Source organism: Acuticoccus kalidii (assembly GCF_021556395.1).
Taxonomy (GTDB): domain Bacteria; phylum Pseudomonadota; class Alphaproteobacteria; order Rhizobiales; family Amorphaceae; genus Acuticoccus; species Acuticoccus kalidii.
Window position 1 is genome coordinate 257,028 of the sequence record NZ_JAKGCS010000015.1, and the last position, 12,459, is coordinate 269,486.

At 67.4% G+C, this 12,459-nt stretch carries 12 protein-coding genes; 3 read left to right on the forward strand and 9 right to left on the reverse strand.

The features are described 5' to 3' along the window. Window positions 1-115 precede the first annotated feature (115 nt). Genes L1787_RS09195 through L1787_RS09210 form a run of 4 tightly spaced genes read right to left on the reverse strand, consistent with a single transcriptional unit; the run spans window position 116 to window position 4,441 of the window. Window positions 116-1,102, reverse strand: a complete 987-nt coding sequence (locus L1787_RS09195; RefSeq protein WP_235708505.1) for an ABC transporter permease — start codon at window positions 1,100-1,102, stop codon at window positions 116-118. Continuing rightward, complete coding sequence (locus tag L1787_RS09200) at window positions 1,099-2,097, reverse strand: ABC transporter permease (RefSeq protein ID WP_235708506.1); 999 nt, start codon at window positions 2,095-2,097, stop codon at window positions 1,099-1,101. Before L1787_RS09200 ends, L1787_RS09195 begins: the two co-directional genes overlap by 4 nt. Further along, the gene (locus L1787_RS09205) at window positions 2,094-3,599 is read right to left on the reverse strand and encodes a sugar ABC transporter ATP-binding protein (RefSeq protein ID WP_235708507.1); all 1,506 of its coding nucleotides are present in this window, start codon (window positions 3,597-3,599) and stop codon (window positions 2,094-2,096) included. Before L1787_RS09205 ends, L1787_RS09200 begins: the two co-directional genes overlap by 4 nt. Further along, a complete protein-coding gene (locus L1787_RS09210) occupies window positions 3,596-4,441 on the reverse strand; it encodes a sugar phosphate isomerase/epimerase family protein (RefSeq protein ID WP_235708508.1) in 846 nt (281 codons plus the stop codon). Before L1787_RS09210 ends, L1787_RS09205 begins: the two co-directional genes overlap by 4 nt. A 192-nt stretch (window positions 4,442-4,633) precedes the next feature. Between L1787_RS09210 and L1787_RS09215 the strand changes: the two genes are divergently transcribed. Together L1787_RS09215 and L1787_RS09220 are read left to right on the forward strand one after the other, a co-directional pair. Beyond that, complete coding sequence (locus L1787_RS09215; RefSeq protein ID WP_235708509.1) at window positions 4,634-5,896, forward strand: metal-dependent hydrolase family protein; 1,263 nt, start codon at window positions 4,634-4,636, stop codon at window positions 5,894-5,896. Beyond that, on the forward strand, window positions 5,893-6,705 hold the full coding sequence (locus tag L1787_RS09220) for an alpha/beta hydrolase (protein ID WP_235708510.1): 813 nt from the start codon (window positions 5,893-5,895) through the stop codon (window positions 6,703-6,705). The genes L1787_RS09215 and L1787_RS09220 overlap by 4 nt, the downstream gene beginning before the upstream one ends. A 72-nt stretch (window positions 6,706-6,777) precedes the next feature. Here L1787_RS09220 and L1787_RS09225 read toward each other — a convergent pair whose 3' ends face one another. The 4 genes from L1787_RS09225 to L1787_RS09240 form a co-directional block, all read right to left on the reverse strand. Next, entirely contained in the window at window positions 6,778-7,023 is a 246-nt protein-coding gene (locus L1787_RS09225; RefSeq protein ID WP_235708511.1) for a hypothetical protein, read from the reverse strand. 171 nt (window positions 7,024-7,194) lie between these two features. Continuing rightward, entirely contained in the window at window positions 7,195-7,791 is a 597-nt protein-coding gene (locus L1787_RS09230) for an HD domain-containing protein (protein ID WP_235708512.1), read from the reverse strand. A 434-nt stretch (window positions 7,792-8,225) separates the two neighbouring features. Further along, complete coding sequence (locus L1787_RS09235; RefSeq protein WP_235708513.1) at window positions 8,226-9,215, reverse strand: asparaginase; 990 nt, start codon at window positions 9,213-9,215, stop codon at window positions 8,226-8,228. A 157-nt stretch (window positions 9,216-9,372) separates the two neighbouring features. Continuing rightward, complete coding sequence (locus L1787_RS09240) at window positions 9,373-10,041, reverse strand: GntR family transcriptional regulator (protein WP_235708514.1); 669 nt, start codon at window positions 10,039-10,041, stop codon at window positions 9,373-9,375. Window positions 10,042-10,233: 192 nt separating this feature from the next. On the opposite strand from L1787_RS09240, the gene L1787_RS09245 reads away from it, so the two are divergent. Then, the gene (locus tag L1787_RS09245; protein WP_235708515.1) at window positions 10,234-11,625 is read left to right on the forward strand and encodes an NAD(P)H-dependent oxidoreductase; all 1,392 of its coding nucleotides are present in this window, start codon (window positions 10,234-10,236) and stop codon (window positions 11,623-11,625) included. A gap of 39 nt (window positions 11,626-11,664) precedes the next feature. Here L1787_RS09245 and L1787_RS09250 read toward each other — a convergent pair whose 3' ends face one another. Beyond that, window positions 11,665-12,432 carry an SDR family NAD(P)-dependent oxidoreductase gene (locus L1787_RS09250; RefSeq protein ID WP_235708516.1) on the reverse strand — a complete coding sequence of 256 codons (768 nt, stop codon included), beginning with the start codon at window positions 12,430-12,432 and terminating at the stop codon, window positions 11,665-11,667. Window positions 12,433-12,459 lie beyond the last annotated feature (27 nt).

Genomic DNA, 12,459 nt, shown 5'->3' on the forward strand with positions numbered 1-12,459 from the left:
TTAACACGCGGTATCCTCCCATTTTTTTATGGCAACACGATACCACCAGGCCGCGAACATCTCCACCCCAGGTGGCAACCGATTTGTCCCGAACCGCTGCCTTTTCCGCCGCGATTCAGCGGCCTGCGCGCCGACGCCGCAGTGTCGCGAGGGCGACCGCTGCGATGAGGATCAAACCCTGCACGACGTCGCGGACCGGCTTCGGCAGACCGAGGAAATTGAGGAGCGTGAAGATCGCGTTGAGCGTCAGCGCTCCGGCCATCGCCGCCGGCACCGTGCCTCGGCCGCCGAGAAGCTGCGCCCCGCCGATCACCGCCGCGGTGATCGCCTGGAGCTCGTAGCCCGCCCCCACGTCGGTCGACACGCCGGCAAAGCCGCCGAGCAGGATCCCCGCGACGACGGCGGAGAGCGAGGAGATGACGAACGCCGTCACCCGCACCCGCGCGACCGGAACGCCGGCGAGAAATGCCGCGCGCGGGTTGTCGCCGACCGCGTGGAGCAGCTTGCCATAGGCGGTCCGGTGCATCAGCAGCGTCAAGAGGGTGCCAACCCCGATCATCACGAGCAGCGCCACCGGAAGGATGTTCACCAACGGCACGTCGAGAAGGTTGACGCGCCCGAAAAAGCGAAAGGTTTCCGGCAGGTAGCCGCGTGGCGCACCGCCCGACCACAGAAAGGCGAGCCCGTTGAGGGTGATCATCATGCCGAGTGTCGCGATCAGCGATGGAACACGCAGCACCGAGACGACGAGGCCGTTGACGAGCCCCACCACCGCCCCCATCGCCAGCATCAGCGGGATGACCCAATAGGTCGCGGCGGGGTCGTTGTTGGTGAGCATCGACGAGCCGACCACGGTCAGCGTGATCAGCGACCCGACCGACAAATCGAACCCGCCCGAGACGATCACATAGACCTGTCCCGCCGCCAGGATCGCGAGCGGCGCCGCCCGCTTGAGGAAATTCATGTAGCCGATCGGCGCCAGAAAATTGGCATTCTCGATGGCGATGGCGGCAATCAGCGCGGCGAGGATGAACCACACCGGATTGATGGCCGGAAGGCGAAAGCGCCGCGCCTCGCGGGCCGTCCCGTCGGCCGCGCTCATGCCGCGAACCGTTTCGAACGCGCCGCATAGAGCGCGACGGCGGCGACGATGATGACACCGCGTAGCACCTGCTTGGCGAAGGCGTCGACCCCGGCGACGTTGAACACCGAATCGATCAGCGAGAAGATCATCACCCCCGCCATCGTGCCGAGCACGCCGCCGCGCCCACCCGCGAGCACGGTCCCCCCGATCACGACGACGGCGATCGATTCGAGATCATAGACCCCATCCCGCCCGATCCACGGCGCACCCGAGCCGAGCCGTGCGGCGAGATAAAGCCCCGCCGTCGCCGCCGCGAGGCTACACAGGACGTGACTCGCGATGATCACATTGTCGGTCTTGATCCCGGCGAAGCGCGCCGCGTCGCGGTTGCCGCCGACGGCGTACATGTCCGAGCCGAGCCGCGTGCGGCGGAGCAGAAACCAGGCGAGGAGCGCGAGGACGGCGAGGAACACGAGCCCGACCGGCAGGCCCATGATCTCGCCATAGGCGAAGAGCTTCCACGCATCCGGCACGGATCCGGCGAAATTGTTGAAATTCGCCGACAACGCACCTTGCAGGAGCAGCGCCATACCGAGCGTCGCGATCAGCGGATTGACGGACAATTTGGTAATGACGAGCCCGTTGACGAGGCCGACCAGCGCGCCGACCCCGAGAACGGCGATCACCGCCGGCACGATCATCGACGCCTCCCCCTTCATGATGAAGGAGGCGAGAACGGCCGCGACGGAGATGAGGTTCGCGACCGAAAGGTCGATCGAGCCGACCAGAATGACGAAAGTCTGGCCGACCGCGGTGATGCCGAGCGCGATCGAGCGATTGAGGATCGCGATCAGATTGTCGGCCGTCAGATACTGGGTCTGCCCGGTGCCGAAGACGACGCCGAGATAGGACGCCGCCGCCAGCAACAGGATCAGCGCGGGGGCATAGCGCTCGAACCGTCGCGCGAGGCGGCGTGGCGGGCGGGCGGGCGCAGCGGCGTCGGCGACCGTCACGCCGCGACCCGGTGCGCTTCGCCGGTGGCGTCGTGCATGATGTCGGCCTCGCTCGTCCCGCGCGGTCGTTCCGAGACGATCCGACCGGCCTGCATCACGAGCACCCGGTCCGCGACGCCGAGCACCTCGGGAAGGTCGGACGAGACCATGAGGATCGCCGAGCCGCCGCGCGCCAGCTCACGCATCGCGCGATAGATCCCCGCTTTGGCGTTCACGTCGACGCCGCGTGTCGGCTCCACGAAGAGGAGAACGCGCGGCTTCAGCGCCAGCCAGCGCGCGAGGATCGCCTTTTGCTGATTCCCGCCCGACAAGGTGGCGATCTCCTGATCGAACGAGCCGGCCCGCACGTCGACCGCCTTGAGCAGCGCGTCGATCTCCCGCTGCGTGCCGAACGGGGTGCGCGCGATGCCGGACAGCATCCGCCCCGCCGCGCGCGCGGCGAGCATCGCATTGTCCCGCACCGACTGCATCAGGACGAGCCCCTCGGCCTTGCGGTCGCCCGGCAGCATGACGATGCCGGCCGCGATCGCCGCGCGTGGGCTCGCGATGTCGACCCGCGCGCCGGCGAGGCTCACGCGTCCCTGCGTGAACGGCTCGGCGCCGAAGAGCGCCGCCGCGAGCGCCGTCCGCCCCGCCCCCTGAACACCCGCGAGACCGACGATCTCGCCCGCGCGCAAGGTCAGCGCAATATTCTTCAGCCTGGCATTGCCGCCGTCCTCGACGACGAGGAGCGGCCCGCCGATCTCTTCCGGCTCGGCGGGCGGAGGATAGAACTCGCCGATATCGCGCCCGACCATGGCGGCGACGATCGCCTGCGGCTCCGGCACGTCGTCGAACCGGGCGGCGATCTCGCCGTCCTTCAACACGGTGACGCGGTCGGCAAGGCGCGTCACCTCGCGCATACGGTGGGTGATGTAGACGATCGCGATCCCCTTGCGGGCGAGATCTTCCACGATCGCGAACAGGATCTCGCACTCCGCCTCGTCGAGCGCGGCGGTCGGCTCGTCGAACACGAGCACCTTGGCGTCGACCGACACGGCCTTGGCGATCTCCACCATCTGCTGCGCCGCGATCGACAGGTCGCCGACCAGGCTTTGCGGCGAAATTCCGTGCTCGCCCGTGAAACTCTTCAGGATACGCGCGGTGTCGCGCTCCATCGCCCGCTCGTCGACGATGCCACGCCGGGAGGGCTCGCGGCCGAGAAAGATATTCTGCGCGACGGTCCGGTCCGGCAGCAGCGAAAATTCCTGATGGATCACCGAGACGCCCGCCGCGATCGCGTCGACGGGATGGCGAAAGCGCACCGTCTCGCCGCCGAGAACCACCCGGCCCGCGTCCGGCTGATAGACCCCCGACAGGATCTTCATCAGCGTCGATTTGCCGGCCCCGTTCTCGCCGACGAGCGCGTGCACCTCGCCGGCCGCGCAGGCGAACGAGACGTCCGACAGCGCCTTCACGCCCGGAAAGGCCTTGGTGATGCCCTCCATCGCAAAGACGCTCATGCCCGCTCCCACGTCTCGCGTACGAAGTCGTGCGCCTCGGCGAACAGGGTGCCGAGATCGGGAAATAGCGGGCGCCAGACGCGCGTCGCGGCGGCGAGCTCCGGCAGCGCCGCGCCGAACGCCTCGACGACGATGATCCCGTCCCAGCCGGCCGCTTTCAACGCTTTGAAATGCGGCACGAAATCGATGTGCCCGCGCCCCGGTATCCCGCGATCATTCTCCGCCACATGGACGACGCCGGCATAAGGCGCGACGTGCGCCATCGCGGCCGCCGGGTCGCGCTCCTCGATGTTCATGTGGAAGGTGTCGGGCATCAGGCGAAAGGCGGGATGGCCGACCGCCTCGGCATATCCGACGGCCTCTTCGGCGGTGTTGAGGAAGGCGCTCTCGAAGCGATTGAGCGGCTCGAGGCTGAGGATCATCCCTTCCGGCAGACGCTCGGCCATCGCCCTGTGCGCCGTGACGCCGCGCGCCCTGTCGGCGCTGGGGATCGGGGCGCGGCTGAAGTCGCCGATCGGCGCGGAGAACGGCCCGCCAATGCTCTCCGATCCGAGCGCGACCGCGCAATCGACCGCCCAGTCGAGATGGGCGAGACCGCGCGTGCGCACCGCCTGGTCCGGATGGGTCGGGTCGGCCGCCGGGTCGGGGATAACGGAAACGCTCGTGCGGGCGATGCCGATCTCGTCGAGCATTCGTCCTATCGCGCGATAGTGCTCCGGCTCTCCCTCGAAGACCGGAACCTCGACGAGATCGTAGCCGACGGCCTTCGCATGGGCCGCAAGCTCACGATGCGCCTCCGTGACATGACCCGTGGCGCACAACAGGTTGATACCGAGACGCATGCTTCACCGAGTGACCAATTGGGCAGAGAATGAGCCAGGTCCGCCCAACGATCAAGCACGACTTCACGCTCTGCGCGAGTGATCGCGCGACTTCCCTCTCCGCGCGCCGCCCGCCTCGGTTGCCAAGCGGTATCCAAATCAACCTCGGCGACGCATAATCCGCGCCGGAGGACGCGTCGCAAGGAGGCAAAAATGCTCGTGATCAAAGGCGCAAAGGTGTTCGACGGCCGCAAGGCGGCGCCGGACGGGACGGACGTCGCCATCGTCGGCAACACGATCGAGGCCGTCGGCATCGGGGTCGGCTCGGGCGATGCCACGACGATCGACGGGACCGGCCTCACCCTGATGCCCGGCATGGTCGAGGGGCACTGCCACCCCTCTTTTGTCGGGATCGACGAGAATGCCGATCTCGGCCGGATCGGCCCGGAGGAGCACATGCTGCGCACCGCGCAAAACCTGAAGCTTCTCCTCGAATGCGGCTTCACCTCGATCTTCGAGGCGGCGTCGGCGAAGCCAATGCTCGGCGTCACCGCGCGCGACGCGATAAAATCGGGCCTCATCGTCGGCCCCCGGATGCTCGCCGGCAGCCCCGAGATCACCACCACCGCCGGCCTCGGCGACGAGCGCAAGCGCCACATCTACGAAGAGAGCTTCGGCCTCGTCGCCGACGGGCCGGACGAAATGCGCCGCGTCGCGCGCGAATGCGTCCGCGACGGGGTCGACATCATGAAGATCAACATCTCGGGCGACGAGTTCGTCTCCCACGCCCGCGCGGAGATCACCCCGCTCGAGGATGACGAGCTCGCCGCCTTCGTCCGCGTCGCGCGGGCGTTCCACAAGACGACCGCGTGTCATGCCCGCTCCTCCGAGAGCGTGAAGATGGCGGTCCGCCACGGGCTCGACTGCATCTATCATTGCGATTTCGCCGACGAGGAGGCGCTCGACATGCTGGAGAGCGTCAAAGATCGGATCTTCGTAGGGCCTGCCTTCGGGCTCGTGCACAATGTCGTCTTCGAGGGCGAGCGCGTCGGTATGACCGAGGATATCGTCGACTCGATGGGATTCCTGCGCAAATTCGAGAAGACCTGCGAGACGTTGACCGCGATCCGCAAGCGCGGCCTGCGCGTCGTCGTTGGCGGCGATTATGGCTTCAACATCACCCCGATGGGCACCAATGCGCGCGATATCGCCCACTTCGTGAAGTATTTCGGCTACTCCCCGCTCGAAGCGCTCGAATGCGCGACGCGGATCGGCGGCGCGCTGATGAGCCTTCCCGTCGGCGAGATCCGCACCGGATGCTATGCCGATCTTCTCCTGGTGCGCGGCGACGTCCTGAACGATGTTTCTGTGCTTCAGCATCGCGACAATCTTGTCATGATCATGAAAGATGGGGTGATCTACAAGAACCAACTCGCCAACGTGACACTGGACGCGGGGTTGATTGCCGCAGAATGACGTATCCCGAGACCGAGGCCTTCTGGAACTCCCAGCTCCAAAATTCGATCACCGTGCCGGATTTCGCATCCTGGGAGGGTCGGTATCGCGACCTCTCGGCCAAGGCGATGGCGACCCTCGACCCGCCGATCCGCATCGCGACCGGCCCTGACCCGATGCAAGCGGTCTCGAAGAGCGAGACGGGACGCGCCTCCGACGCGCTGATCTTCATCCATGGCGGCTATTGGCGGCGCTTCGAGGCGGCCGATTTCGGCTTCGTCGCCGAGACGGCCATCGGCGCTCACGCGACATTCTACAATGTCGATTATCGGCTGATGCCCGCCGTGCGGATGGCCGACATCGTCGCCGACACGATGGCGGCGTGCGAGGCGATCCTCGCGGAGGTCGACCGCGCGGTGATCGTCGGCCATTCGGCGGGCGCCCACCTCGCCGTCGAGATGGCGCTTCGGCTCCCGAAGCCACCCGCCGCCGTCGTCGCGATCAGCGGGATCTATGACCTCGCCCCGTTGCGGCACGCCTTCATCCAAGACGAGTTGCACCTGACGACCGACGAGGTCCGCGAATTCTCGCCCCTTTCCCGCGCCGCCGACATCCCCTGCCCGGTCTATATCGCCGCCGGCGGCGACGAGACGGTGGAGTTTCGCCGCCAGTCCGCCATGCTGTTCGACACGATGTCCGACGCCGGGCGCACCGCCTCTCTGCGTTTTGTGGCGTTCCGTCATCATTCGAGCATCGTCTCCGACCTCGCGATCAAGGAAAGCGGCTGGTCGATCGTCGTCAACGATGCGATGCACCGCTTCCGGGCGTGACCGGCCGCCGTCCCCTCCCCGTCCCGGACGCGAGGTGACGCGCCCCCTTCGGGACACGTCGCCGCGCGTCCATTATCGTGAAAGCCGCGTCTGAGGGCGCCGATAGGCATCGAGCAGCTCGAACTGCGCCGTGACCGCGCGGTCGATCGATTGCAACCGATCGAGCATGCTCCCGACCGCAAGCACCAAAATGCCGGCCACGAAAAGGCTCGACGCCGCCGACAAATACGAGAACGCGATCAGCGACGGCGCGGTATAGGCGATGACGACGAAGAACACGCTCAACAGCAGCATAAAGGCCGCGACGAGCTTCAACATAATCGACATGAGCGATCCCCCAGCACCGCCATGACGATACGTGTGCCTCGCGACGACCGCAACTTATAATTTCATCGAACCAGACTTCGCGCTCTATCCGTGCGGCCCTCACCCGCACCAAAGCCGCGAGCCGCAGCGAGCGCCCGTCCCCTCACCGGCATCGCCCCGTCGTCAGCCCACGGCCCGACGCGCCGCGAAATGGGCCCGGATCAACGCCGTCGCCGCGGCCCAGAGCTCCGGCGAGGCCCCCTCGATCGGCGGCCCGCAGCGCGCCATCACCTGCTCTTCGGTGACGGCGAAATCGTCCCAGGTGCCGCCATCCGTCATCAGATTGAGAAGCACCGGCTGCAAGCGGTCGAGACCCTTGGCGAACCGCGCCTCGGGCGTCGCCTCCGCCTCGAATTCGTCCCAGAGCGCCCTCAACCGCGCCCCCTCATCCTCCGGCAAAAGCCCGAACAGCCGCTCCGCCGCGGCCACCTCGGTGGCGGCGATCTTCGCGAGATCCTTTCCGGCGAGATGATAAGGCACGTCGCCGGCGTCGATCTCCACGATATCGTGGATGAGGAGGAGCTCGATCACCCGCTCCGTGTCGATCCCCGGCGCGTGCGGCGCGAGAACCATCGCAAACATCGCAAGGTGCCAGGAATGCTCGGCCGAGTTCTCGTTTCGACTCCCATCGACGAGGCGGGATTGACGCGTCACCGACTTCAACTTCTCGAGCTCGGCGAGGAAGGCGAGACGGCGCGTGAGCGGGTCGGCAGCGGTCATGGTCGGATCCGGTTCGGGACGCTGTGTGGCGGTCGGCGGGCGACCGATGGCGACCGGGTTTAACGCGATCGCTGCAAGGGCGCGAGGGGTGCCGGTCATCGCGCCCCGCCCCGACACGTCGCGCGGCATGACGCCGGCGAGCCACGTCGCCAGCACACCGAAAAAAGATCAGGCCGGAGCTTTCGCCCCGGCCATCACCTTCGCGGTCATCGCCGTCCCCGGCTGTACCGCACGATCAGCCTACCAGATCGGAATTACAACTCAAGCGGGAAATTCTCGTATTTCCCCCCGGCTGATCCCATCACCTTCCGCAAATATCCTCGGGGGAGCGCGCATCGCGCGCCGGGGGCAGACGGCCCCCGCAGCCGTGGCCCGGCTCTGCCGGGACGCGGCGTCCCGGGCACGGCGGCGCGGCTCGAGGACGGGCGGCCCCGCTAGAACCGCCGGAAATATTCCCGCAGCGTCTCGACATCCCGCGTCACCATGAGCCCCAGCATCAACAGGATACGCGCCTTCTGCGGGGTGAGATCGTCGGCGCCGATAAAGCCGGTCTCGGCGAGATAATGGTGACGCGTCACCCGGCCGGTGCCGACGCGCGTCGACTGGACCACCGCGACGCCCGACGCCGCCGCTTCGAGAAGCGCGTCCCGCTCCGCCGGGCTGCTCATGCCGGGCGCGAAACCGGCCGACACGATGCCCCCCGCCCCCGCCGCCATCGCGGCGCGCACGACGGTTCCGTCGACACCGGCATAGGCATAGGCGATGTCGACGCGTGGGAGCGCCGTTCCCTCACCGACGGTGAACGGGGTCGCGAGCGTGTGCTCGCGCTCGGGCCGACGGGCATAGGCGATGCGGTCGGGATCCGCGGTCCCGAGCGGGCCGAAGACGCCCGACTTGAAGGCGTGCAGGCGATGCGTCGACGTCTTGGTGACGTCGCGCGCCGAATGGATCTCGTCATTGAGCACAAGGAGGACGCCGCGCCCCCGGCTCTCGGGCGACGCGGCGACACGGACGCCCGCGGCGGTGTTCGCGATCGCATCGGTGCCGACCGAGTTGAACGGGCGCTGCGCCCCGACGAGCACCACCGGCATCTCGGTCTTGATGGTGAGATGGAGGAAATATGCCGTCTCCTCCAGCGTCGCCGTGCCATGGAGGATGACGACGCCGGCGATGTCCGGGTCCTCCGCGAGGCCGGCGATGAGGGTGGCGAGGCGCAGCCAGTCGGCCGGACCGATGGCGTTCGAGCCGACCTCGACGAACGGCACCGGAACGAGCTCGGCATAGCGCGAGAGGACCGCCATCTCCTCGATCATCGCCGCCGCGGAGAGCTTGCGGCCGGTCTCAGGATAGTCGGTATAATCGAAGATGTCGGTGGCGATGGACGAGATCGTTCCGCCCGTCCCGATCACGGCGACACGCGTCATCGTATGCCCGCCCCGCTGTCCGGACGCCCCTTCGCCTGCCTTCGCCACGTCCTCACCACGTCCGCCCCTTTCTCGATCCGGGCGCCGTCTCGGCGCCGCGCTGCATCCGGGACATAGTCTTAAATGCAATCCGCCCGGATGCCGAATCGGGGCCGCCTCACGGCAGCTCCGGCTCGAGGACCTTTCGCGTCGCCCGCCAGCCGCTCCAATGATGGGCGCGCAGAAGCTCGCGCAGAATGGCGCCCTCGCGGCGCTGCAACGCGTCGAGGATCATCTCGTGCTCGGCGACGGCGCGCGCCCAGCGGCTCGGCTCCCGGTTGCTCGCGAACCGGTAGCGGCGGATGCGGGCGCTCTCGGATTTGTAGACCCGCGTCAGCGCGTCATTATGGGCGCAGACGAAGAGCTGCAGATGGATGAGCTGATTGACGTTGAAATATTCGAGCAGGTCGCGCCGCTCGAACGCCGCCACCATCTCGTGATGGAGCCGCTCCGCCTCGGCGATTTCGGCGTCCGTGCCGCGCTGACAGGCGAGCTCGGCGACATGAAGCTCCATGCCGATCAGCATCTCGATGATCTGCTCGACGTCGGCGAGGGAGAGCTGCACCACCATCGCGCCGCGATTGGGCTCGATGTGGACAAGGCCCTCCGCCTCCAAAATCTTGAACGCCTCGCGCAGCGGCGTGCGGGAGATCCCGAGCCGCTCGGTGATCATCCGCTCCGGGATCCGGTCACCGGCCGGCAGCTCGCCGGCGACGATCATGTCCCGGATACGCTGCGCCGCATAGGTTGAACGCTGGCCACGCCGGTCCTTCCGGGTGGAGTCCACGTCGTCCGCGTCCGTTTCGACAACCGCCAAGTCTTGCATGCAACTTCTATATTATCCTCGATCGAGGTCGGCAAGCGCGTTGACAACACGCCGATTTTGCATGCAACTTTTGCCGAGGCTGGCCACATCCCTTTAAGGGCGCAATGCAGCCGGAGCACATTTTTCGGTTGATTGCATGGAGTTGCAACGGTCATGAACTACCATGCGTTCTACGCCAACGCGGACCCGGTGACGACGTTGATCATCGGCGCGGGAGACTTCGGGCGCAGCTTCCTCGCGCAGAGCGAGCGCATGGCGCTGCTCGACACCCGCGTCGCCGTCGATCTCGACGCGGAGACCGCCGCCGCGGCGTTCACCGCCATCGGCGTCGACCGCGCCCGCGTGAGGATCTGCACCACCGCCGCCGAGGCCCGCGCGGCCTGGGACGCGGGTCATTATATCGCCGCCTCCGACCTTGCCGTGACGCTCGAGCTTCCGATCGACGCGGTCGTCGAGGCGACCGGCCATCCCGAGGCCGGCGCCCGCCATGCGCGCCTCGCGATCGAGGCGGGCTGCCATGTCGCGATGGTCTCCAAGGAGGTCGATAGCGTGGTCGGCCCCGGCCTCGCGCTGATGGCGAAGCGCAATGGCGTCGTCTCGACCCCGGTCGACGGCGACCAGCCGAGCCTCGCGATCGGCCTCATCACCTGGGCCGAGACGCTGGGCTTCGAGATCCTCGCCGCCGGCAAGTCCTCCGAATATGACTTCGTGTTCGACGCCGCCCGCGAGACGATCACCAGCAACGGGCGCGAGATTGCCGTCGCCGGGTTCGGCGCGGTCGAGCGCCTCGGCGATCGCGACGTGCGCGAGATCGTGGCGACGCGCTCGGCGATCGCCGCCGCCCTCCCCCAGCGCCTGGTGCCAGACCTGTGCGAAATGTCGATCGTCGCCAACGCGACGGGCTTCCTGCCGGACAATCCCGCATTCCACGCCCCGATCGGCCGGATCGACGAGCTTCCGAGCCTCTTCGCCCTCGCCGGCGATGGCGGCCTCCTCTCCGGCCCGCGTAGCCTCGACGTCTTCCACTGCCTGCGGGCGCCGACCGAAGTCAGCTTCGCCGGCGGTGTCTTCGTCGTCGTGCGGTGCGACGATGCGGCGACGTGGAAGCTCCTGCGCGACAAGGGCCATGTGGTGAGCCGCGACGGGTCGACCGCGGCGCTCTATCTGCCGCGTCATCTGCTCGGTCTCGAAGCGGCAACCAGCATCCTCGACGCCAAGATCCACGGCATGTCCGGCGGGGCGGAAGATCCGCAGCACACAGTCGACCTCGTGATGGTCGCCGAGACCGATCTCGCGGCCGGCACCACGCTCCATATGGGCGGGCATCACCACCTCGTCGACGGAACGTCGGCGCACATGGTCCCGGCGGCCCCGCTCGCGGCGGAGAACCCCGTTCCATTCTATCTGGCGTCCAACCGCCGCCTCATTCGCTCCGTCGCCAAGGGCGAACCGGTGCGCTTCGGCGATATCGAGATCGACCCGGCGTCCGAGCTGTTGGCGCTCCGCAAGCTGCAGGACCGCCACTTCTTCGGCGAGACCGCCTGAGACCGGCCGGCCGCGGCGCGCCGCGGCCGGCACACCCGCTCAGAGAACGGGGCGTCCGCCGTCGGCCATGATGGTGGTCGCGGTGATATAAGAGGCCTCGTCGGAGGCGAGCCAGAGGATGGGATAGGCCATCTCGCGCGGCTCCGCCCAGCGCCGGATCAACGCCATGTCGATGTCCTCGGCGAGAAGCTCTTCCGGCGTGCGGCCGAGGCGCTCGACATGGAACGGCGTCATGATCAGCCCCGGACACATCGAGTTGACGCGCACGCCGTGCTCGATCTCCTCGAAGGCGAGCGTGCGCGTCAGCGCGAGGATACCTGCTTTCGTCGCATCATATTGGCCCATCCCCTTGCGCCCATAGACGCCATAGGTCGACGAGATGTTGACGATCGACGATTTGCCCGACCGGCGCAGCTCCGGCAGCGCCGCCTTGGCCATGAAGGCATAGCTGAGAAGATTGACGTCAAGGATCCAGCGCCAGGTCTCCTCCTTGGCCTCGGCCAGAGGCTCATAGGAGCGCACCCCCGCGCAGTTGACGAGAACGTCGACGCCGCCGAAGGCCGCCTTCGCCGCCTCGACCACGCGCACGCATTCGCTCTCCTTGGAGACGTCGGCGTTGATCGCCTCGATCGGTGCGTCCGGCATCGCGGCCTTCACCTCGCCGAGAACCCGCTCGATCCCGCGATCGGACGGGTCGACGATCACGACGCGCGCCCCTTCTTCGCAGAAAAGCCGCGCGGTCGCGCCGCCGATGCCGCCGCCTCCACCGGTGATGATTGCGGTCTTGTTGGCGAGTCTCGTGCCCATGAACGTGTCCCAGATCGTTGGAGGAAT